At 68.2% G+C, this 20,839-nt stretch carries 25 protein-coding genes and 1 pseudogene; 10 read left to right on the forward strand and 16 right to left on the reverse strand.

What is annotated here, in order from left to right; genetic code table 11:
• Positions 1–117: 117 nt before the first annotated feature.
• The 3 genes from ACZ69Q_RS34615 (at position 118) to ACZ69Q_RS34625 (ending at position 2,529) form a co-directional block, all read left to right on the forward strand.
• On the forward strand, positions 118–1,368 hold the full coding sequence (locus ACZ69Q_RS34615; protein ID WP_471049792.1) for a sensor histidine kinase: 1,251 nt from the start codon (positions 118–120) through the stop codon (positions 1,366–1,368).
• Complete coding sequence (locus ACZ69Q_RS34620) at positions 1,356–2,000, forward strand: response regulator (protein WP_471049795.1); 645 nt, start codon at positions 1,356–1,358, stop codon at positions 1,998–2,000. The genes ACZ69Q_RS34615 and ACZ69Q_RS34620 overlap by 13 nt, the downstream gene beginning before the upstream one ends.
• 91 nt (positions 2,001–2,091) lie before the next feature.
• On the forward strand, positions 2,092–2,529 hold the full coding sequence (locus ACZ69Q_RS34625; protein WP_471050274.1) for a VOC family protein: 438 nt from the start codon (positions 2,092–2,094) through the stop codon (positions 2,527–2,529).
• Positions 2,530–2,550: 21 nt separating this feature from the next.
• On the opposite strand, the gene ACZ69Q_RS34630 is transcribed toward ACZ69Q_RS34625, so the two are convergent.
• The 3 genes from ACZ69Q_RS34630 to ACZ69Q_RS34640 form a co-directional block, all read right to left on the reverse strand.
• Complete coding sequence (locus tag ACZ69Q_RS34630; protein WP_471049797.1) at positions 2,551–2,766, reverse strand: hypothetical protein; 216 nt, start codon at positions 2,764–2,766, stop codon at positions 2,551–2,553.
• Between the two features lie 23 nt (positions 2,767–2,789).
• Positions 2,790–3,698: an aminoglycoside phosphotransferase family protein gene (locus tag ACZ69Q_RS34635; protein ID WP_471050276.1), complete on the reverse strand. Its 909-nt coding sequence runs from the start codon at positions 3,696–3,698 to the stop codon at positions 2,790–2,792.
• A 1,023-nt stretch (positions 3,699–4,721) separates the two neighbouring features.
• Complete coding sequence (locus tag ACZ69Q_RS34640) at positions 4,722–5,048, reverse strand: GYD domain-containing protein (RefSeq protein WP_471050279.1); 327 nt, start codon at positions 5,046–5,048, stop codon at positions 4,722–4,724.
• A 574-nt stretch (positions 5,049–5,622) separates the two neighbouring features.
• On the opposite strand from ACZ69Q_RS34640, the gene ACZ69Q_RS34645 reads away from it, so the two are divergent.
• Both ACZ69Q_RS34645 and ACZ69Q_RS34650 read left to right on the forward strand, forming a co-directional pair.
• Positions 5,623–5,937, forward strand: a complete 315-nt coding sequence (locus tag ACZ69Q_RS34645) for a hypothetical protein (protein ID WP_184561047.1) — start codon at positions 5,623–5,625, stop codon at positions 5,935–5,937.
• 455 nt (positions 5,938–6,392) lie between these two features.
• Positions 6,393–6,722, forward strand: coding sequence for a hypothetical protein (locus tag ACZ69Q_RS34650; RefSeq protein WP_471049799.1), 330 nt, complete (start codon positions 6,393–6,395; stop codon positions 6,720–6,722).
• Positions 6,723–6,858: 136 nt separating this feature from the next.
• Here ACZ69Q_RS34650 and ACZ69Q_RS34655 read toward each other — a convergent pair whose 3' ends face one another.
• The 5 genes and pseudogenes from ACZ69Q_RS34655 to ACZ69Q_RS34675 all read right to left on the reverse strand — a co-directional run bounded on the left by ACZ69Q_RS34655 (position 6,859) and on the right by ACZ69Q_RS34675 (position 9,911).
• On the reverse strand, positions 6,859–7,071 hold the full coding sequence (locus ACZ69Q_RS34655) for a hypothetical protein (RefSeq protein ID WP_471049802.1): 213 nt from the start codon (positions 7,069–7,071) through the stop codon (positions 6,859–6,861).
• Positions 7,072–7,115: 44 nt separating this feature from the next.
• Positions 7,116–7,316, reverse strand: coding sequence for a hypothetical protein (locus ACZ69Q_RS34660; protein WP_471049804.1), 201 nt, complete (start codon positions 7,314–7,316; stop codon positions 7,116–7,118).
• A 64-nt stretch (positions 7,317–7,380) separates the two neighbouring features.
• Positions 7,381–7,782, reverse strand: coding sequence for a hypothetical protein (locus tag ACZ69Q_RS34665; protein WP_471049807.1), 402 nt, complete (start codon positions 7,780–7,782; stop codon positions 7,381–7,383).
• Between the two features lie 349 nt (positions 7,783–8,131).
• Positions 8,132–8,898 (reverse strand): annotated as a pseudogene (locus ACZ69Q_RS34670) (transposase).
• A 194-nt stretch (positions 8,899–9,092) separates the two neighbouring features.
• The gene (locus ACZ69Q_RS34675; protein ID WP_471049810.1) at positions 9,093–9,911 is read right to left on the reverse strand and encodes an SAM-dependent methyltransferase; all 819 of its coding nucleotides are present in this window, start codon (positions 9,909–9,911) and stop codon (positions 9,093–9,095) included.
• 408 nt (positions 9,912–10,319) lie between these two features.
• Between ACZ69Q_RS34675 and ACZ69Q_RS34680 the strand changes: the two genes are divergently transcribed.
• The gene (locus tag ACZ69Q_RS34680; protein ID WP_471049813.1) at positions 10,320–10,631 is read left to right on the forward strand and encodes a WhiB family transcriptional regulator; all 312 of its coding nucleotides are present in this window, start codon (positions 10,320–10,322) and stop codon (positions 10,629–10,631) included.
• Positions 10,632–10,719: 88 nt separating this feature from the next.
• On the opposite strand, the gene ACZ69Q_RS34685 is transcribed toward ACZ69Q_RS34680, so the two are convergent.
• Positions 10,720–11,460, reverse strand: coding sequence for a VOC family protein (locus ACZ69Q_RS34685; RefSeq protein ID WP_471049815.1), 741 nt, complete (start codon positions 11,458–11,460; stop codon positions 10,720–10,722).
• Positions 11,461–11,561: 101 nt separating this feature from the next.
• Positions 11,562–11,774 carry a DUF4287 domain-containing protein gene (locus tag ACZ69Q_RS34690; RefSeq protein WP_471049818.1) on the reverse strand — a complete coding sequence of 71 codons (213 nt, stop codon included), beginning with the start codon at positions 11,772–11,774 and terminating at the stop codon, positions 11,562–11,564.
• Positions 11,775–11,925: 151 nt separating this feature from the next.
• On the opposite strand from ACZ69Q_RS34690, the gene ACZ69Q_RS34695 reads away from it, so the two are divergent.
• The 3 genes from ACZ69Q_RS34695 (at position 11,926) to ACZ69Q_RS34705 (ending at position 15,224) form a co-directional block, all read left to right on the forward strand.
• On the forward strand, positions 11,926–12,888 hold the full coding sequence (locus ACZ69Q_RS34695; RefSeq protein WP_471049821.1) for a threonine ammonia-lyase: 963 nt from the start codon (positions 11,926–11,928) through the stop codon (positions 12,886–12,888).
• 58 nt (positions 12,889–12,946) lie between these two features.
• The gene (locus ACZ69Q_RS34700) at positions 12,947–14,092 is read left to right on the forward strand and encodes a serine hydrolase domain-containing protein (protein ID WP_471049824.1); all 1,146 of its coding nucleotides are present in this window, start codon (positions 12,947–12,949) and stop codon (positions 14,090–14,092) included.
• A gap of 250 nt (positions 14,093–14,342) precedes the next feature.
• Positions 14,343–15,224: a GNAT family N-acetyltransferase gene (locus ACZ69Q_RS34705; RefSeq protein ID WP_471049827.1), complete on the forward strand. Its 882-nt coding sequence runs from the start codon at positions 14,343–14,345 to the stop codon at positions 15,222–15,224.
• Positions 15,225–15,293: 69 nt separating this feature from the next.
• Here the strand turns inward: ACZ69Q_RS34705 and ACZ69Q_RS34710 are convergent, their stop codons facing one another.
• The 3 genes from ACZ69Q_RS34710 to ACZ69Q_RS34720 all read right to left on the reverse strand — a co-directional run bounded on the left by ACZ69Q_RS34710 (position 15,294) and on the right by ACZ69Q_RS34720 (position 17,377).
• Complete coding sequence (locus tag ACZ69Q_RS34710; protein ID WP_471049829.1) at positions 15,294–16,277, reverse strand: BtrH N-terminal domain-containing protein; 984 nt, start codon at positions 16,275–16,277, stop codon at positions 15,294–15,296.
• 141 nt (positions 16,278–16,418) lie between these two features.
• Entirely contained in the window at positions 16,419–16,790 is a 372-nt protein-coding gene (locus ACZ69Q_RS34715) for a peptidase inhibitor family I36 protein (protein ID WP_471049831.1), read from the reverse strand.
• A complete protein-coding gene (locus tag ACZ69Q_RS34720) occupies positions 16,787–17,377 on the reverse strand; it encodes a hypothetical protein (protein ID WP_471049834.1) in 591 nt (196 codons plus the stop codon). Before ACZ69Q_RS34720 ends, ACZ69Q_RS34715 begins: the two co-directional genes overlap by 4 nt.
• Positions 17,378–17,639: 262 nt before the next feature.
• On the opposite strand from ACZ69Q_RS34720, the gene ACZ69Q_RS34725 reads away from it, so the two are divergent.
• Complete coding sequence (locus ACZ69Q_RS34725; protein WP_471049836.1) at positions 17,640–18,200, forward strand: TnsA-like heteromeric transposase endonuclease subunit; 561 nt, start codon at positions 17,640–17,642, stop codon at positions 18,198–18,200.
• 517 nt (positions 18,201–18,717) lie between these two features.
• Here the strand turns inward: ACZ69Q_RS34725 and ACZ69Q_RS34730 are convergent.
• The 3 genes from ACZ69Q_RS34730 to ACZ69Q_RS34740 are packed head-to-tail and all read right to left on the reverse strand — an operon-like array spanning position 18,718 to position 20,837.
• Positions 18,718–19,011 carry a DUF1330 domain-containing protein gene (locus ACZ69Q_RS34730; protein WP_471049838.1) on the reverse strand — a complete coding sequence of 98 codons (294 nt, stop codon included), beginning with the start codon at positions 19,009–19,011 and terminating at the stop codon, positions 18,718–18,720.
• A gap of 33 nt (positions 19,012–19,044) precedes the next feature.
• Positions 19,045–20,478, reverse strand: coding sequence for an MFS transporter (locus ACZ69Q_RS34735; RefSeq protein WP_471049840.1), 1,434 nt, complete (start codon positions 20,476–20,478; stop codon positions 19,045–19,047).
• Positions 20,475–20,837: a MarR family winged helix-turn-helix transcriptional regulator gene (locus ACZ69Q_RS34740; protein WP_471050282.1), complete on the reverse strand. Its 363-nt coding sequence runs from the start codon at positions 20,835–20,837 to the stop codon at positions 20,475–20,477. Before ACZ69Q_RS34740 ends, ACZ69Q_RS34735 begins: the two co-directional genes overlap by 4 nt.
• Positions 20,838–20,839: the final 2 nt, after the last annotated feature.

Consider the following 20,839-nt stretch of genomic DNA (forward strand, 5'->3'; position numbering starts at 1 on the left):
CGCGCGGCGATCACAGTCAGTAACACAGATGTCCGTTCCGGGGTGGCACCAACTTCACCCCCAATACGGACGCCCACGTCATGGACCACCCCTGACCTCGGCACTTACCGTTCCCTCATGCACATAACCGCCCGCCTGCGGCGCGTGATCCAGTGGCCGTTCCAGGGCGCCGGACGCCCGGTCGCGTTCATCGGCACCGGGGTTCTGATCCAGCTCGCTGTCCTGGTCGTCACGGCTCTGCCATGGATCTTCTTCGTCCCGGAGACGTTGGCGGCGACCCTCCTCGCGGTTCTCGTCCCGCTCGCCGCCGTCACGCTGGCCGGGCCGTTGCTGACCGAGGCCCAGCACGCCCGCTTCCGTACCCGTCTCGATGTGGACATCCCCTCGCCCTATGGGGGACCGCGTCCCTCGCTGCCCAAGTGGCTACGTTCCCCGACGGGCCGACGGCAGCTCAGTTACCACCTGCTGTTCGGGCCGCTCCTGGCCCTCGCAGCGGTCTTCGTCCTTCTGATGTGGGCCACGTCCGCCGTGGCCGCCTCGATCTACGTATGGATCTGGCTCGTTCCGCCGGAGTGGCGCCTCGGCCAAGCCGGCTACACCACCTTGGCGGCATACGCCACCGCCGCCGGAATCGCCCTGCTCTGCGCGGCATCCTGGCTGTCCGGAGCCCTCGCCCGGCTCGACACCCGCACCGCCACGGTCCGGCTCGGGCCCAGCCGCGAGGAACGGCTGGCGCGCCGGGTGGAGGACCTGGCCGAGAGCCGGGCGGGCCTGGTGGACGCGGTCGACGCCGAACGGCGGCGGATCGAACGCGATCTGCACGACGGCGCCCAGCAGCGGCTGGTCTCCTTGGCGGTCAACCTCGGGCTGGCCAAGGCGACCCTCGGTGACCTGACCGAGGACGCCCGCCGCGTGATCGACGAGGCGCACCGGGAGGCGAAGGAGGCGATAGAGGAGCTGAACGATCTGGTGCGCGGACTGCACCCGGCCGTTCTGGAGGATCGCGGCCTCGACGCCGCGCTCTCGGGTATCGCGGCCCGGGCGCCCATTCCGGTGGGGGTGACGGTGAACCTGCCGTCGAGGCCGTCGCCCGCGGTCGAGGCCGTCGCGTACTTCATCGTCTCCGAAGCGCTGACGAACGTGGTGAAGCACGCCGAGGCGTCCCGGGCCGAGGTCACGGTGGACTGCTTCGGCGCGACCCTGGTTCTCGTCGTCAGCGACGACGGCGTGGGCGGCGCCGAACCCGCCGGCGGTACCGGGCTGGCCGGGCTGGCCAAGCGGGTCGCGTCGGTCGATGGCAGGCTGTCGGTCGACAGTCCCGTCGGGGGACCGACCGTCATGACCGTGGAGTTGCCGTGCGTGCCGTGATCGCCGAGGATTCCGTCCTGCTCCGGATCGGCGTGGTCAAGGTCCTGGAGATGGCCGGGTTCGAGGTGGTCGCCGAAGTCGGCGACGCCGAGGCGTTGTTGGCGGCGGTGGAGGAACACCGGCCGGACATCGCGGTGGTGGACGTCCGGATGCCTCCCGGCTTCACGGACGAGGGGGTGCGAGCCGCGCTGGTCATCCGACAGCAGTGGCCCAGTACTGCCGTACTGCTGCTCTCCCAGTACGTGGAGGAGCGGTACGCGGCCGATCTGCTGTCCGCCCACACGGCGGGAATCGGCTACCTGCTCAAGCAACGGGTCGCGGACGTCGAGGAGTTCGCCGACACTCTGCGGCGGGTGGCCGAAGGCGGCACCGCGCTGGACCCGCAGGTGGTCTCCCAGTTGCTGGTACGCCGCCACGGCGACCCACTGGACCGGCTCACCCCACGAGAACGCGAGGTCCTGGAGCTGATGGCGGGCGGGCGGTCCAACTCCGGAATAGCCGCGCAGCTCGTGGTCAGCGAGAGCGCGGTCGCCAAACACATCAACAGCATCCTCGCCAAACTGGACCTGCCGAAGGCTGATGCGGACCACCGCCGGGTGCTTGCCGTTCTGCGCTTTCTCGGCGTGGCCTGACGCGTTCCGGGTACGCCCCGACGACCCTGACAAGCGGCGGATGCCCGGGGCTTCGGCCAAGGTGACGTCGCGGGTCAGGGCCGTTCCAGTCATCTCCTTGGCTGGTCGTGTGGGTCGGTTTGCGCCGCCGTTGACCGCTGTTTACCTGGGCTACGTGCCTGAGCCTGCGTCGGGCGGGCATGTCACGTGGCGTGCTTACTGGGCGGCTGTGGGGGTGCCCGAGGCGGAGTTGCCGTCCGGTGCCGGGGATGTTCCGGAGTCGATCACCGATCCCGTGGGACGTGGACCGAGGGTGTGGTTCCAGGAGGTTCCGGAGGCGAAGGTCGCCAAGAACCGGTGGCACTTCGACCTGGAGGTCGGTGGGGGCCGTGACGTCCCGCTGGAGGTCCGCGCACAGCGGGTCAAGGCTACGGTGGAGCGGCTGGTCAAAGCTGGTGCCACGGTGCTGCGGATCAAGGATGAGCCGGACATGGGGCTCTACGCCGCCGCCATGCAGGACCCCGAGGGCAACGAATTCGACGTCATCTGAAGGCCGTTGCGACAGTGCTGGTCACAGCCACTCGTTCACGGCTGCGACCAGCACCGTCGCCTCGTAGCGGAGGGAGAGCTCGGCGTACCCCGCGGCCACTGCCTTGCGCCTTTCCAGTCGGTTGATCCCGCCCTTGACCGCCTGGCGCTCGGGGTAGTCCATCGCATCGAAACGCGGCGCTCGGCGCTCCATCGCGCGGTACTCGCCGAGGAACTCGCGGAACGCTGGGTGCAGCAAGGCAGTAGGTGCCCCGGCGTCCCCTACGGGAGTGGTGGATGCTCCGCCACGATGCGTTCCAAGGAGCGTCGGCCCATGCGACTCATGGGCGGGTTGCTCTCGATGTAGTACCAGACCAACCCCATGGCTTGGGCGAAGGCCCACGCTTTGCCCCGCTCCCATTCAAGGTCGTCGCACCCCAGGTGATCACGGAGAACCCGCCGCGGCCCGGCATCGAGCAAATGCCACGCGCTTACGAGATCCAGAGAAGGATCAGCCGGCCCGAAGCCGCCGACATCAAGAATCCCCGCAAGCCTGCCGGCGGACACGAGCACGTTGCCGGGAATCAGGTCACCGTGTGTCATCACGTCCTCCGCGGCACCGCGCGGCAGTTCGCGCAGCGTTGCCCAGAGGTGGCGAAGCCGGGGAACATTCAGGAGCTGCTCGCTGCGTTCGAAGCAGGTCTCCATCCACGCGTCGTGGGATCGCAGGTCGCCTCCCCGGCCTGTGCCGGCAAAGGTGCGACCACGTGTGTCGATTGCGCGTAGGTCGCTGATGAGATCGGCCAAGTCGTGGGCGAACGCGACCGATTTGCCTGGGTCCTCGTCGTCGGCCACGATCCCGGGCAGCCACGTCTGTACCGACCACGGAAGGGGGTAGTCCGCCCCGGGTTTGCCCAGCGCGACGGGCTCGGGTGTGGGGAAACGCGTACGCCCCGCCAACTCGCGAGCCGCTTCGACTTCGGATTCCAGTTGGCGCCGCATCGACTCGACGTCCGCGGACTCAAGAGGGAATCGAGCTGTGAACCGATCGCCAATGCGGAAGATGGCGTTGACCGTTCCGACGGAGGCGATGCTCCTGATCGGCAGGCTCCGCCATTCAGGAAACTGCTGCTCCACCAATATGCGCACTGTCTCAGGCGACACCGTTAGCTGGTTGGCGTGCATCTTCACGGTGGAAGCATCAATGTCACGATCTTCAACTGCAACCAGTTTTCCTGGCCTGGCCCCGCTGGCCGAGCCGCGGGCGATGACGCGAACGCGTCGGTACCAATGGCCAACCTCAACAGGGTTAGTCGCTGGCAGCAGCGTGATGATCGGCGTGTTCGCCGGGAGCATGGTCAGCAGAAGAGCTCAAGACCGCCACTGGGATCAGGCAACAGCAGGCGGCGGGGTGCGTCCGCGTGCTGCGCGAATCAGCCTCAGTGCTCGAGACCTCAGCGACATGGACCGGGACCGACCCGGCGACATCCCGCAAGGTGTGCTGGTCCCTACCACAGTCGACTGGCGTCCCTCGAACGACGCCCTCGGCATCGTCAATCTCGTCGCTAGCAAGGACATTGCAGCAGCCACACGCCATTGACGAGGAGTCTGGCGGTTTCACACTGCCGTTCGGTGCGGTCTAACTCCCGAGGAGCGCTGGATGGAGCTTCGAGGGAGAGTCGTTGCTGCACAGGGGAACTTCATGGCCGTCGCCCGTCGCCCGTAGCCGTCCCTCGCTCACCGGGGACCCACTCCAGCGCCTTGACGGACACCCCGCACCGGATGACCCGATCTGGCACTCAGGGCGGCTTTCAGAACCCAGCCTGACCTGAGTCACCGCCGTGCGCGCCCCATTAATGCGAACATCGGCGGGGCAGCCGCTGAGGTCTGCTGGGCTGGCCTCTCGGCTCCTCGGCTACTGCGGCTGGCGTGCTTGCGTACTCCGCTGCCCCTGACCACCGCCTTAGGAGTTCGATCCGAGCTCGCTCCGGCTGCTGCCGTTGCCTGGTGCGACGGCCGGACGGAGCCGTCGGTGTGTGCCCCTTTCCGGCGTCGTGGATGTCAGAAGCCTTCTGATCCGTAGCCCTACAGAGGTCGGTCAATTGCGGGCATGCAGGACGCTATGAGGTCTTCAACGACCACTACCCGACGCGGACCGTTGCTGCGGTTGCTGTACTGATGCCTGAACCTGGTCGCTGCAAGCCGCCTGGACCGCTACGCGCCGGGAGCTTGGTACTGGACTTGCCCGGCTTTACGCAGGGCATCCATGGTCTCGTCGACGGTCAGGAGCACGGTCGTCTCGAACGAGCTGAGTGCGCCGCCTCCGCTGATCGCCACGGCGACCGCGGCCATGGAGACATTGTCGGGGGCTTCCCGGAGGTTGTAGCCGTCGCGGGTACCGAACGCGTACCAGAAGCCGTGGAGCTTGCCGCCGACGGACTCGATGTACGACTGAGCGGCCTTTGCGCGGTCCTCGGGCTGGCCGATGAGTCTCGCCCAGGTCTCCGGCGCGTAGCTGAACCTCGATAGATAGAGCGGCATCATGTCTCCCTTTCGTCCCATCAAGGGATGCCACCGATGGGGGGGGTGCGCCCCCGAGACCGCCCGCGTATCCCCCGAACGGCCGGGATGGTGACCGCGTGGCGTCTGCCGGTGAGCGACCCAGCTCGCCCCCGAACAACCGCATCGAAGCCCTCAGCTTGGGAAGCTGCGATCATTTGAGGGCGGCCCGAGTGCTGACCTGGACGAACGAAGACATAGTGGTCTCGCCGTTCGAGCCCGCTTTCACCGTGATTCCCCGCTGTTCTCCGCCTTATCTGGTGCGCTTGTGGGTGCGGCGGACTTCAGCGCTCGAGGTCGGGCGCTGCCTCGATGACGTCAGCCCAGACGCGATCGATCCACGGGTTGCCCTTGACACCGAGGCGTGCGGCGACGGCGTTGTCGAGGAAGCACGCCTGAGCGACTTCTGCCGTCTCGTCGGGCCACCGATCCGCGATACGGAACCTCTGGGCGTGAACCCTCCCTCCGCCTGCCGGAGCCGGGATCGCCGGTCGCGGAGCACCTCGGGGCGGCTTAGGCTGAGATCAAGGGCCCTCAAGTGGAAGGGAACCTTGAGATGCATTTCGTCCTGATCGCGACCCACACCCCGGAAGTCTGTCCGACCTCTAACGCGACAACGCGCGACCTGATGCTGCAGACCGCCCCTGACATCCCGAACCTCGCCCAGAAGGCAGGCGTCGAGATCGTGGCCGGCCCCTTCGTCAACCGTGAACACACGATTGTCGTGGTCGTACAGTCCGACAAGGTCGAGAACGTCGACCGCTTGCTGACGGAGTCTCGCCTCCCCCAATGGAACCGCGTCCGCGTGCTGCCGTCGCTGACCATGGAGGAAGGACTCACCGATATTGAAGCGCAGACGCCGATCTTCTGAACCCACCCGCTCAGGCACGCGGCCGGTGCTTCGATGCGGGCGCCGAGATGCGCAATGGCCTGCCGCCATCAGCGCAGACGAACACAGCCGGTCCCTCCTTCGCCCTCTTCAGGGCCGCGTGCTTCTCAGGCCGCGCTGGGCTGGAGGCCGACCCGGCGCAGGTCGTGGAAGCGCCGTGGATCGATTGGCGTGGCGTGGGGCCAGAGCGTCGGGGCCCGGCGACGAGCAGCTGAAACAGGACCAGTCGCTACGGTGCCCCACCAACACGCTTTCCAACTGTGTTGGCGGGCTCAGGGGCATCGGACGGTACCGTTCACCAGCGTTCATCGGTGGCCGGTCGTGGGGGCTACCGCCTTCGGTCTCGTCTGAACGGTCGTGAACGGCCCTGAATGAGACGGAAACTGAGACGGACGGCGGGGCCGGGCTCGCTAGCATCTCGGTGTCGAGGAGGTGTCATGGCACTGGTCCGCAAGGGATCACGACGGATCATCGTCGACGGCACGGTCTACCGCTGGCGGCTGCGAGGTAGGCCGACGTACTTCCAGGGCCTGGCCTGGTCCCCGTGCACGTTCGCGGTCGAGCATGCGGACTGCACAGGGGCGACGCTCGTGGTCACCACCGACCAGCCACACCCGAGCAACTGGTTCGGCCGCGAGACCGAACCTGTGTTGCCCTCCGGTGTCGCCGCAGCAGTTCGGCTTGCCCTGTACGAGGGTTGGACTCCGACGGTTCCGGGCTCCGCGTTCCACCTCGACCAGTCCACCGGCTTCACGCCTTCGCACTGAACAGAGCTGGGGAAGCGCTGGTTCCTGTACCTCAACCGACGACAGTCAGCCACGACGGCGGGTGCGCCGACCGATCAGGCGCGCGTGTGCCTCGCTGCACCCCCACCGGCTTCAGCCACGCCTCCCAGCCGGTTGATCAACCCCCGTAGCGGCTGCGCAAATCCTTGGTGATCCTCGAAATCAGCCCGATCGGGCCTTGCGGTTGTATCTCCGCCACCGGACGCTCCACCTGGGGGTCGTAGGCAGTCAGCCCGGTCTCCTTCTCGACGATGGCTGAAAGGGCGAAGACCTTGCCGAGCACGACCGCAGCATCGTCCCCTGCATGCCAGTAGGGCACGGTGATGCTCACCTCGTCACCGAAGACGGACAGGTCGATGCCCGTGCCCGAGTGGCTCAGGTCCCGCGACTCCTGCTTGTAGCCGTGATGTCCACTTCGCCCAGCAGCAGCCGGGCCTGCGGGACTATTCGGTCCCAGGCTCCAAGGAGGCGGGCAGGGATCGGCTCGCTGTCATCAGCTGCGTCCTCCATCGCCGCCAGAACCTCGTCCCAGGACTGCCCGCCGCGCCGGCTCAAGAAGGAGATGTCGTAGTTCACCGCGCGATCGTAGACGCTCCTCTCGCTGGCCACAGTCGACCTGACCTCTCATGACGAGGGGTGCTCACCAGTCCCGCCATCGGTCCGTGAGCTCGTGCCGACCGAGCCCGTGCCTGGCGGTCAAGGCCGCGACGTCGACTCCCTGCTCGGTGAGCGCCTCATCGATGTAGGCGCACAACTGCTCGCGTTCATCGGTTTCGAAGGCGCACTCGTCCTGAGCCTCGTTCACGGCGTTCAGGGCCAGGACAACGCGCTCCACTGCGGCGAAGATCCGTGCGTCGTCTCCTTCGCCGAGCGTGGGCAACTCGGCCTCGAACACGTCGAGGACGGCATCGGTCTCCAGCAAGAGCTCTTCGGGGAACAGCTCGACCATGCACGCGCAGTCGGGATCCAGGGTGCCGACGGCAAGCTCCGCGGCCTCCTTGGCTATGCCCCTGCGCCAGTTCGTCGTCGGTCTCTCAGCCATGGAGCGGACCGTACAGCGCAGGTCTGACAGCAAGACCCGTCTTCACGAGGGAACCTCAGCTTGGGAGGCTGCGATCATTTGCAGCCGGTTCAGGCGCTGACCTGGGCGAACGGCTGAGCTGTGGTCTCGTCTGCGGCGCTCAAGTTCACCGTGATTCCCCGCTGTTCCCCGCTCGATCTGGTGCGCTTGTGGTGCAGTGCTCAGGGCACGTTGTCATCAGATTGCGGTCTTGGCCGAGGCCCACTGCCCCTCATGGCGGCTGCGCAACGACCGGTGCAGATCGATCTTTCCGCAGCGGCAGTCAGGTCAGTACTGTCCCCTCTAGAGGTTGTCCCGTATGGGGCGTGAGTTATCCAGTGAGGGCCAGGTTGTGGAGCCGGGCGATGCCGAGCATCGCCTGGTGAACACCGTGGCCCTTGAGTCGGCAGTCGCGCAGGATCTTCCAGTTCTTCAACCGCGACAGGGCGTGTTCCACCCTGGCCCGCGCCCGGCGGTGGACGGCATTCTCCGCCTCCTGCTGTCGACTGAGATGGGTCTGACCTCGTCGTTTGCGGTGCGGGATGAGGAGACCAGTGCCCTGGTATCCGCCGTCGGCGATGGTCGGTGCTCCGCGGCAGGCCCGGTCCACGCCGGACTCCGTGAACGCCCGGCAGCCGTTGCGGCTGCCAGGCAGAGGCGGCCGATCGCCACCACCAGGCGGCTGTTGGCATCAATCACGACCTGCACGTTCGTCGAGTACCGATAGTTCTTGCTGGAGGCGGCCACACTGCGATCACGGGTGGGCACCAGGGTGCCGTCGACGATGTAGACGGTGTCCTTGCGCGGCCGTCGGGCCGGCGAGATGGCCAGCAAGGGCGCCAGGTGATCGAGGATGCGGTCAGCCGCAGACTTCGAGACGCCGAACAACGGCACCACCTGCCGTAACGTCAGGTTCGTGCGCCAGTATTCCGTTACCAGCAACACCCGGTCCTTCAGCGGCAGCCGCCAGGGACGACCGCGCTGAACGTCACCACCGCGACGCCGCACCAACGCCACCAGCCTGGCGAACTGCACCTCGGTCAGCCCGAAGAACGGCTCGATCCACTTCGGATCATCCGCTGAAATCACCCCACCCATGCCCAGCCAACGCACCAACAGCCACACGGGTTACGGGACAACCTTTAGGGGACTGCGACGCCGGCGAATGGCCGTGAGCACCCCCTGACATGGTTGAGCCCATGGGCGGGGTCGCTTCTCCTCGGCCCCCCTCCGTACGGAGGCCCTCTGTGGCGACTCAGTGTCGGAGCCGCAACTCCGTAGGCGGGACGGGCTCAAGGCTTGCGGGCCAGCCCGGCCGTGATGAGGTGCTCCCAGACGGTGAGTTCCCTTTCGCCGGCGTCGTTCCATGGACTGTCGGCCACTTCAGGGCGCCATAGGGACGCGGGCACGATGCCGGGGTCGAGGATTTCCAGGCCGTCCAGTAGGTGCTCGATCTCCTCGTCGCTGCGCCACCGGCCGCGGCCGAAGGTTTGCTGAAGGACCTTCTCGGCTTCCCTCGTCTCCGAGTTGTTGCCGGAACGGAAGTGACTGACGAAGAAGCAACTCCCGGACGCCACGCGGTCGCGCCAGTAGCGGACGATCCGTGCCGGGTCCTCGTCGTCGTTGACGTGGTGAAGGATGGCGCTGAACATGACGGCCACAGGGCGTTCGAAGTCGATCAATTCCCGGGTGTCCGGGTGCTGATAGACGTCTTCGGGATTACGGACGTTGGCGGCGACGACTCGGGTCCGGTCGTTCTGCTCCAGCAGTGCGCGGCCGTAGACCAGCACTTGGGGATCGATGTCGACGTAGATGACGCGGGACTCCGGAGCGTGTCGCTGTGCAACCTGGTGGACGTTGTCGGCTGTCGGCAGACCGCTGCCCAGGTCGATGAACTGCCGCACGTCGGTCGTCGTCACGATCTCCGTCACCGCCCGCGTCAGGGCCGCGCGGTTGGCGAAGGCGATTCCGACCGAGCCGGGGAGGTCCCGTTTGAACACATCGCCGATCTCGCGGTCTACGGCGTAGTTGTCCTTGCCGCCCAGCAGATAGTCGTAGACACGCGCGATACTGGGCGTGCTGGCGTCGATCGAGATGCCCTCATCCGTCATGACCACCATCTTCGCCCGTGACAGACGCCCCTGACCACCCGAATGGGCAGGAACGGAAGGGCCGTCAGAGATTGCAGGCGCACTCTCCGTTCGTCCAGCCAATCTGGCGGCCCGCGGAGTCGGAGAGGTGCGTCGCAGCCTGGGCGCCGACCCTCGTCTCGCCCGGGCCCGGTCGAGGCCCTCGCCTGTCGAGGCTGCGCGTAGCCGGGCCCTCGGAGCAGCCGGCGCCGGCAAGCGGAGGCAGCCATAGCGCTACCGTCCGCACCAGGCAAGCACCGCTCACCCGAAGGTGTGACAACGTACGGCAGGCTCGGCAAAAGCCGCTGAACGACGTACTGTCATATGCCGGTTGCCTACAGCATGGTGGCAACCGGCATCACCAGTCCAGGGGAGAGGACGGCATCACAGATGGCGGGCACCGACTGGAGTGAACGTGGACTGTGCCGGACTGCCGACCCTGACGACCTGTTCGTCGAAGGGGCAGCACAAAACCGAGCCAAGGCACTGTGCGGCGGCTGCGGCGTACGAACGGAGTGTCTCGCCCACGCCTTGGACGAGCGCATCGAGTACGGCGTGTGGGGAGGCATGACCGAGCGGGAACGGCGGGCCCTGCTCCGGCGGCGGCCGACCGTCACTTCCTGGCGGCGCCTGCTGGAAACGGCCCGCGCTGCACACGAGCGCACCACCGGCACAACAGCCGTCACTCTCAAGGCGAGTTGACCCCGGAGTCGGGCCACCCTTGTGAAGATACCTGGGAGATCGGAGAGCACACCAGGCTCAGGTATCGGGGTGCCCGGGAGGCTCCGGTTCAGGACTGGGCGAGGACGCAGAATTCGTGGCCCTCTGGGTCGTTCAGGCACGTCCACGGCACGTCGCCCTGGCCGAGATCGAGGTCGGTGGCGCCCAAGGCCCGCAGCCGGGCCACCTCCGCTGCCTTGTCGTCACCGGGGTACGGCAGCAGGTCGAGGTGGACGCGGTCCGGCGCGGTCTTGACGTCTGGCGTGCGGAGGAACTCCAGATACGGGCCTACGCCCTTGGCGGAGCGCAACACCGCATGATCGTCGGTCACTTCGTGCAGGGTCCAGTCCATCGCCTCGCCCCAGAACCGGGCCATGGCCCGCGGATCCGCGCAGTCGATCACCATCGCTGCGATCGGCCCCGTGTCCCGGTAGACCTCCCGAGGCTCCAGAACACAGAACTCGTTGCCTTCCGGGTCGGCGAGGACCGTCCATGGGACGTCGCCCTGCCCCACGTCGGCGGGCTTCGCACCGAGAGCCCTCAGGCGTGCGACCAGCTCCGTCTGATGGGCCGCCGAGGTGGTGGCGAGATCGAGGTGGACGCGGTTCTTCGTCGCCGTCTTGGCTTCCGGGACGGGAACGACGTCGATGCCGACGACGACCGGGTCCGGCCAGACGAGGCCGCCGGCGGGGCCGACGTAGGTGGTCACGCCGGGGCTGTAGGCACTCCAGCCGAGTGCCTCCGCCCAGAACCGGCCGACCGCCGAGGCATCGAGTGCCTTGATGATCAGGTGAGCAGGTCGCAGTGGCATGCCGGTGATCCTATGCGCCCGCTCTGCAACGGCATCCGCACGGCCGCCGTCAGGGAACCCTGACGGCCGGACGGCGGCGGTGTGTCGGCGCTCCCGCCTGACTACTTGCCGGCGTCTTCGGCGAGCGTGTGTGCCACGAGGGCGTTGGCGTGGCCGTGGCCCAGGGCGTGCTCGGACTTGAGCCAGTTGACGAGCTCCATGTGCTTGGTGAGCGGGGAGGCGCGGATGAGTTCCTTCCACTCGGCGATCGGGCGGCCGTACTTCTTCTCGATCGAGGGGAAGTAGGCGGCGGGACCCTTCACTTCGGCGGCCATTGGTGTCCTCGCTTCCAGTCTGTTGATGGTTGTCGATCATTCGACCGGTGAAGGCCACCAAAGTCATCGCTGCAGGCAATGTGAACTGGATCACGAACAGCCGACCGGAGGTGACCACTGGCGAGTGCCGCCGGCGCTACGCTGCTGTGTCGTGCAGGAGACGCGCCTGAACATGGCCCGGATCCGGGCCGCCCGACGGGTGATCGACCCGGCCTTTCTCGACACTCCGCTGTACCGCTGCGAGGCGCTGGAGCCCGGCCTCGGGTGCACGGTGAGCATCAAGCTCGAAACGGCGAACCCGGTCCGCAGCTTCAAGGCCCGCGGCACCGAGGTGGTCGTGAGCCTGCTGGCCGAGCATGGGCAGCGGGCCGCGGTGTGCGCCAGTGCGGGCAACCTCGGCCAGGCCCTCGCCTGGTCCGGCCGCGGCCGGGGGCTCGACGTCACCGTCGTGGCATCCCGCTTCGCCACCGCGGCCAAGCTTGATCGCATCCGCGCACTGGGCGCCACGCTGGAACTGGTGGACGGCGACCATGAGATGGCGCGCGAGCGGGCGGCGGTCATCGCTCGCCACGACGGCATTCGGCTGGTCGAGGACAGCCTGGACATAGAGACCTGCGAGGGCGCAGCGACCATAGGACTGGAGCTGGTGGACTCCGCGCCGTCCTTCGACACCGTGTTGATCGCTCTCGGCGGCGGGGCGCTGGCCACCGGTGTGGGGCATGTCATGAAGGCGTTGGCGCCCGAGGTCGAGGTGATCTGCGTCCAGCCGCGAGGCGCACCGGCGATGACACACTCCTGGCACAGGCGGCACGTCGTCACGACCGACTCGACCGACACCATCGCGGACGGCGTCGCCGGCCGATGTCCCATCCCGGCCGTCCTGAACGACCTCCTCGTGGTCGCCGACGACGCCGTCCTGGTCCAGGAGGCGTCGATCATCGCCGGCATGCGGATGCTCCTCGAGCACGCAGGGCTGGTCGTCGAACCGTCGGCCGCACTCGGCATCGCGGCGATCCTCGAAGACCCCGACCGCTTCGCCGGCAGGCACGTGGTCACCATCGTGTGCGGCAGCAACGTCGACATGGACGCCTATCACCGCTGGGTGGGCCGATGAGTTTCCGGCGCCCGGACAGTCGTACACGTTACGACCACCTCGACCGGAAGGCCGCCCGATGAACGCCCTGCACGACACCCTGCACCGGTACGTCGACGACGGGACGGTGCCGGGCGCTGTGGGCCTCGTGGCCCGCGACGACGATGTGGAGGTGGTGACCGTCGGCTCGGTGGACGTCGACGGCACCGCCCCCATGGCGAGGAACTCGATCTTCCGTATCGCGTCCATCACCAAGCCGATCACGGCGGCTGCGGTTCTGATGCTGGTGGAGGAGGGGCGGCTCGCTCTGGACGCGCCGGTCGAGGAGTGGCTGCCGGAGCTGGCGAAGCCGAGCGTGGTGCGCACCCCTGACGCCCCGGTCGAGGACGTCGTCCCCGCGGTCCGTCCGATCACGGTCGAGGACCTGCTCAGCTCCCGCACCGGCTGGGGCTTTCCTTCCGACTTCTCACTCCCGGCCGTGCAATCCCTGTTCACCGTGCAGAAGGACGGCCGCGCCCTTCAGGACTGGCCCGACGCGGACACCTGGCTGGACCTCCTCGCGCAGGTGCCGATGCTCCACCAGCCGGGAGACGCCTGGCTGTACGGCACCTCGTCCGACCTCCAGGGCATCCTGGTCGCGCGGGCCTCGGGCCGCACGCTCCCCGACTTCCTCGCGGAACGGATCTTCGAGCCACTGGGCATGCAGGACACGGCCTTCGAGGTACCTGAGTCGAAGCGGCACCGCTTCACGTCGTACTACACCCCGGCCCCGGACGGCACTCCGGAACTGGCGGACGCACCCGACGGGCTGTGGAGCCGGGTCCCGCGCTTCCATTCGGGCGGTGGCGGCCTCGCCTCCACGGCCGACGACTGGCTGGCCTTCGCCCGGATGCTGCTGAACGGCGGCGAGGGCAACGGCCACCGCCTCCTCACCCCCACCACGGTCAGCCGCATGACCTCCAACCACCTCACGGCCGGGCAGCGCGCCGACGTCACCCTCTTCCTGGAGGGCCAGGGCTGGGGCTACGGCGGCCAGGTCGACGTCACCCCGGCCGACCCCTGGAACGTTCCCGGCCGTTACGGCTGGGTCGGCGGCACGGGCACCACGGCACACATCGTCCCTTCGACGGGAACGATCGCGATCCTGCTGACCCAGATGGGGATGACGAGCCCGACACCGACGCCGCTGATGCGGGACTTCTGGCGGAGTGTGGCGGGGAGCTAGGGAACGTCCGACGGGGCGCCTGATGAGCTGGGGGGGTGCGCCGTTCGGCTTCCGGAGCGGGGCGGCGTCTTGAACACCGGCCCCGCGTTAAACCCGTTGCCGAGGAACGATGGCCGAACTAGATTCTCCCAGCCGTCCGTGATGTTCCGGACCGGCGTTGTCGACGAGGAGGTGTGGAGCACATGCGCAGGAGTGCCCAGCAGTTCAGCCCGCACATTCACCCTTGCCACCTCCTCACCACGGAGACACCTTGTCGCTTCGCATCACCCCACTGACCGATCCCGATCACGGGCCGCACAGCCGGTCTCTTGTCTGGCTGGCGTCCGATGCCGCTTCCATTCCAGTCGGGACGGCCTTTCTGCGTCTGTTCACCGATCCCGGACAGCAGCACCTGGCCGAACTGGCCCTCCAGGTCCATCCCGCGGAGCGACGCAAGCGCGTCGGGTCCCGGCTCCTCGACGCTGCCGTGGCCGCCGCTCACGACGACGCCCGACGCTGCGTCATAGCGCAGACCGACGCCGGATCGCCGGGCGACTGCTTCCTGGCGGCGCGCGGTTTCCGGAAGGTCCTCACCCTGAGGTACTCCCGCTTGGCCCTGGCTGGCGTGGACACCACCGCCCTCACCGAGATCGTCGAGCGACCGCATCCTGGCTACAGGCTGGCGCACTGGCAGGGAACCGTCCCCGACGGGCTTGCCCACACGTTCGCCGCCTCACGCCGCGCCATGGACGACATGCCAATGGACGACACCGACTACGGCACCGTGACCTGGGACGTGGACCGGGTCCGAGCCGCGGCCAAGACCGTCGAACAGCGCGGTGACCGGCTCCACACCGTTGTCGCCATCGACACCGCCACCGGCTCGATCGCCGGATTCACCGAACTCGTCGTCCCAGGCGACGGCACAGGCGATGCCCAGCACTACGGCACCGGCGTGCTGCCCGAACACCGAGGACACGACTTGGGCCGATGGATGAAGGCCGAATCGATCCGCCAGGCCTGTGGGCACTATCCGGACCTCGGCGGCCTCCTGACCGACACCGCCGAGAGCAACACACACATGAGACGCATCAACGACGGCCTCGGCTACACACCCACCCACACCACACACCAGCACCAGCTCGACCTCTAGCGGCGAACAGACGGGCCGGACCAAGGCATCACCTGGTCCGGCCCGTCTGCGGATGTGCGGGCAGGGCCTCTAGAGCATGCTGAGTGCCTGCATCGCATCGCGTTCGATACGCGAGAGCTCGTGAAGGATGGTGCCGGCCTGCATGAGGTTCTTCGCGTCGCCGGATTCGCCTGCTGCCGTGACGAGTGCGGCCACCTCCGACCAGAGGGCGGCGGCCTCGGCATACCGGCTGTGGCCGGTGCGCAGGTGGCTGCTGTCGATCAGCTCGGCACACTCGGCGAGGAAGTCCCGGTAGAGATTGCGGAACAGGGCACCGCCGGTGCCGGCCTTCTCCATGAGGACGGCTGCCCGTGGCAGGTCGTCCTGCGGATTGTCGCTGCGCTGCAGCCACTTGGGCACTAGCCCGGCGGTCTTCTCGATGCCCCGGTGGCCCAGGTTCGCGATGGGCGGGTTAAGGAAGGCGTCGGCGCAGGTCTTGATCGCGGGGATGATCCGGTCCTGCGGGGACGTCGGACTGCCGGGCGCTTTGATGGTGAAGGACCGGTGCCTGGCCGTCATGGGGCCGCGCTCGGCTCTGGCCCTGGCCAGGCCGGCGAGGCTGGTCGAGACGGCTCCGCCCTGCGGGTCGGTGTCCACCAGGTAGGCGTCCTGTTCGTCGTAGCCGTACATGGCCACGACGTGCCCACCGAAGTGAACCTTGGTGCTGAAGTAGTCCAGGTGGTAGCTGTCGAGCTGGAGGCCGACCGGTCGACCGGCGTCGATGGGGGCCGCCACGTTCTGCCATGCCTTGCGCGGGGAGGTGGTCTCCCAGAGCAGCAGCTCAAGCCCGAGTACGGCGGCCAGGTTCCTGGTGAGCTCGAACGGCTTGACCCGGCCTCCCAGGAAGGGAAAGCCCATGCCTTTGCTGTCCCAGTAGATGAAGGACAGCCCCGAGCCGAGCCCGAACAGCATGGGCTCGGACAGGTCGAGTCCCTCATGCCGAAGCAGCACGCCCAGCGCCGTCGTCTCGCAGTGCTGCATTCCGCGGACATCGATGCCCTCCACCATGGCCATGCCGCTCATTGTCCTCCGGGAACGAGTCGGCGGCCGGGGTCCTTGTCGGATGCCGGCCGCCGTAGACGGTCTATGGCGTGCGATAGAGGCCGGGAGTCGGGCTGCTGTGTCCTCCCCGTGGTCCCGCCCCGGCGTGGTGTGTCAGCAGGAGGTGGACCAGGTGTGTGAGCTGCCCCGGTCGTTGGCGTTCGCGTTGTAGCCGACCTCCTGGCCGGGTGCCAGGCAGATGGTCACCGCGCCGATCAGTTCCCTGCCGTCGTAGACCTTCACGTGGTCGGGGACGCCGGGGCCGGAGACGCCGTGGTTTGCCCAGGAGGAGTCGTAGTTGGACATGTCGCCCTCCCACCAGCGATCGTCGCCACTGTGCTCGATCTTGAGGCCGTCGAAGTTCGCGTCGGTCCAGACGCAGAAGTAGCCGCTTCGGCAGTCGGCGGCCTCGGCAGTGGCCGAGCCGCCCAGGACGGTGCCGGCGCAGAGCAGGGCGGCGGCCAGAGCGGTGGTCAGGCGCTTCATGCGGGTGGTTCTCCCATCGGGTCGGACGTGCGGTGGTGTTGGTCGAGCAGGGTGGTGGCTTCGGTGAGGGCGTGTGTGCGTAGTCGTTGCCAGTCGGCGATCTCGGCGCGGTGGTGCGCGCGGACTTCCGCGAGGTCGCGGTGGGTGTGCGCGGCCTCGGGTTTCAGGTTGTTGACGACCACCGAGGCCTCGAACCAGCGGCGTTGGTCGCCGTAGAGGCGCTGCTGTGCCTCGGCCAGACAGCCGTCGGTGTGGGCGCGTACGACGTATCCGGTGGGCAGGGCGACGGAGAGTTCGGTCGGATCGGCGCCGAACAGGGCTTCGTCGAGGCGCCGTTGCTCTCCTTTGTCGCTCGGGGCCGTGCTTTTGCCGGGGTTCGGCGGGGTGAGGCCGATGCGGGTGAGGCAGGCGTCGGTGAGGTGCTTGGTGGCGGCCTTGATGATCTCGTCCGTCGGGTCGGGCTGGTCGGCGGAGGGTGTCGGTGTCGCATCTGAGGGGCGCGGTACGTCGCAACCGGTCAGTAGGCAACAGGCCAGGGCCGCAGCCGCCGCGAGGAGCGGCGCGGTGGCGCGCGTACCAAATGGCATAAGGGATCGCGGATTTCCTGGTGGTCGAGTGCGGTCGCCGTCGGCTTGGGCGATCGGTCCCGGTCGTCCTCCCCGGCGCAGCCATGCGACAGACCACCCGAAACAGTGAGACTTTGCTGCACCGGGTTGATCGGCATTCGTGTCACAACAGGGCATGAACCAAGCACCTGATACGGCGCCTGGTCATACATCTGGCCCGCTTTGGGGTGGCTCTTGTCTCCGTTCAGATGGCTTGTCTCATTCCAGTGGACGTCGTCCTGGTGTGGATGATCAGAGGGAGCCGCAGGGCGGCAGGGTCAGGGCGGTCGATTTCGAGGTGGCCTGGGTTCAAGGCGGGGTCGAGGTACGCGGGTCGCTGGCGGACGTGACGGACCTGGCCTTCGAGGAGGCCGATCCGGTGCGGGAGTTTCCGTCGTACCGGGGGCAGAGGAACTTTCCGGGTCTGTACTGGGCGACCACGATGCTGCGGCATGTGGGGTTCGAGTCCTGGCTGGAGCGGGATCACGCGATGGACTTCGATCCTCGAGTCACGTGGTTCGCGTCGCAGCCGTTCTCGCTGTTCTGGACATCGCCGGAGGGCATGTGGCTATCCCACGCGCCGGACTACTTCGCCCGGCGGGCCGATGGGTCATCCGTGGTGGTGGACAGCAGGCCGGAGGCTCGCCGGAGCAAGCCGCGGGACCTGGCCAGGTTCGCCGGTACGCAGACTGCGTGCGAGGCGGTGGGCAGGGACTTCCGACTCGTCGGCGAGATCATCGAACCGCGGCGCCGCCCTGCCTGCCGCCTCGGCATGGCGGCACGTCCACGGGGTCGTCGTCCGTAGCACCCCGCACCACGAAGGTGTCTGCCACCGGCACGGCCACTGGCTCCTCGGAGCAGAGCAACACGATCTGACGCTGCTGCCCGAGGTTGTGCGGGCCGACCTCCAGCATCACCGGATCGTCCGCCGGGGCGCCCATCCCTTCACCGAGCTGGCCTTCATCGACGCCCGCGACTGCTTGACCAGGTGGTTCACCGGTGAGCAGAGCGGAGAGCCTCTTCGGCAGAGGTGGAACCGTCGACTCGAAGTGCTGGGAGAGGACCCGTTCGGTGATCCCCACCGTCCCTCCGAGCCCCGAATCGAAGTGGCCACCTACCCCTAAGTCATCGTGCTCACCGGCCTGCTCACCTCCCCGTACTGGCGCGACCACCCCAACTGCCTGCAGAGGCAGCACGCCGTTTTGGCGTTGCTCAGACCCAGCTCGGGCCGGGACTGGTCCGGAGACTGCCACCTTCACTGCGAATCCTGGAGCAGGGCGTCTCACCACCCTGACTTCAGTGAAGATCCGACTGGACCTCGGTCAGTCGATGCCTTCGACGATGCGGAAGTCGCGCTCGACGCCGTCGGCGAGGGCGACCAGCGCCTCCTGGTAGGCCGCACTCTCGCGCGCCGCGACGGCCTGCTCGAAGCTGTCGAACTCGACCAGGACGGTGCGCTCGGCGATTCCGGCGTCATACGCCACGACCCGACCGCCACGGACGAAGGTCCGACCGCCCCCGGCCTCGACGGCCGGAGCGGCCAGCTTGTTGTAAGCAGCCAGCTTCTCAGGGTCTGAAATGGTGCGGTAGACGCTGACCCAGTAGCCCTTGGGCATGGAACCTCCAGTGTTGGGATGAGTGCATCTGACTTACGGGTTGGTCTCGGACGAGCGTCGGCGGGCGAGAGCGAGGCTTGTCAGCGTCGTGATCGCCATGGCGCCGATGCCGACCAGCGCCGCGGTGGTGTAGGCGCTGTCGTCGGGGAAGAGGTGGCCGGGGCCGGTGCCCGCGGCGAGGATCAGGCCGCCGATGGCGCTGCCCAGGGAGTACCCGACGCTGCGGACGACGTAGTTGAAGCTCATGGCGCTCGACGTCTCGCTCTTGGGGGTGACGGCCAGGATGACGCCGGGCATCGCGGCCGAGAAGCCCCCGACACCGAAGCCGAGCACGCCCATCGCCGCGAACAGTTCGGTCAGGTCCGACCGGGCCGCCGCGAACACCGCGAACCCGCCGCCGACCACGACGGCGCTGCCAGCCAGGAGCAGGGGGTCGGCGGTCCGCGTCCGGACCCGCGGCGTGAGCTTGCCGGCGACGAACCCCAGCACCGAGAACGGTATGAGGACCAGCCCGGCGACGAAGGTCGTCAGCCCGAAGCCGTAGCCGGCGCCGTGCGGCGTCTGCGCGTACCGGGTGATGAGCGTGAGCAGGAGGTACATGCCGATCCCGCCGACGAACATGGCGAGGTTCGCCCCGGCGACCGCCGGGTGCCGCACCGCCCGCACATCGACCAGGGGCGTCGTGCTGCGCAGCTCGATGACGGCCCAGACGCAGAGCAGCACCACCGCGACGACGGCGAGGCCCGCCGCCACGGCGAGGTGCCGGCTCCACAGATTCCGTTCGCCGGCGAGGAACAGCACCAGGAGCAGCGCAGCGGCCAGGACGACCGCGCCTGCCACGTCCACGTGGGCGGAGCGGCCTTCGGGGGCTTCGGGCATGGAGCGCCACGCGGTCAGGAGGGCGGCGGCGGTGACGACCAGGCCGAGGCCGTAGGCGGCCCGTACCCCGCCGAGCTCGGCGAGCAGTGCGGCCAGCGGGTAGCCGACGCCGGCCCCGATGATCGAGACCACCGAGATCAGGGCGATCACGGCCGCGCTGCGCTCCTCGGGGAGGTGGTCCCGGGCCACGCCCATCATCAGCGCCGTCAGCCCGAGCCCGACGCCCTGGGCCGCCCTGCCGGCCAGCAGCCACGCGAACGGCAGCGGCAGCACGGTGAGCGCGCTGCCGGCGACGACGACCGCCAGCGTGGCGAGGATCGTGGCCCGCCGCTGCGGGCCGGCTCCGAGCCGGCCCAGGACCGGCGTGGCGACGGCGCCGCTGAGCAGCGCGACGGTCAGCGTCCACTGCGCGCTGCCGAGCGAGACGTGGAACGAGGTCGCCACGCTGGTGATGAGCGGCGCCCCGAGGCTGGCGACCGCCGCCACGACCAGAGCGATGAACGTCAGGGCGGGGACCAGCAGCCGCGCCTCGGAACGCGCCACCGGGAACGCCTTCACCGCGACCCCGCCGACCGGCTGCCCGGTCACTGCTTCGGCCCTTCGCGGTCCTGGCTTTCGAGCTCTGCCAGATGCTTCAGCGCCGGAAGGGCCGCCACCAGCGCCTCGACCTCGTCGCCGGTGAGCTCGCCGATCAACCGCTCGAACGCCTGGACGCCCGCCTGGCGCCGCGTCCGGACATAGGAGGCGCCGGCCTCGGTCAGGCACACCAGCGTGACCCGCTTGTCGGACGCGTCGCCCCGCCGCTCGACCAGGCCGGACCCCTCCATCACCCGGACCAGGGCGGTCATCGCGGGCTGGGTGACGCCCTCGACCGCGGCCAGATCGGTGATGCGCCGCGGGCCGGTCCGGTCCAGGGTGGCCAGGGTGGCGGCGGACGTCAGGCTCATGT

The organism is Streptomyces sp. NPDC036764 (assembly GCF_055609385.1).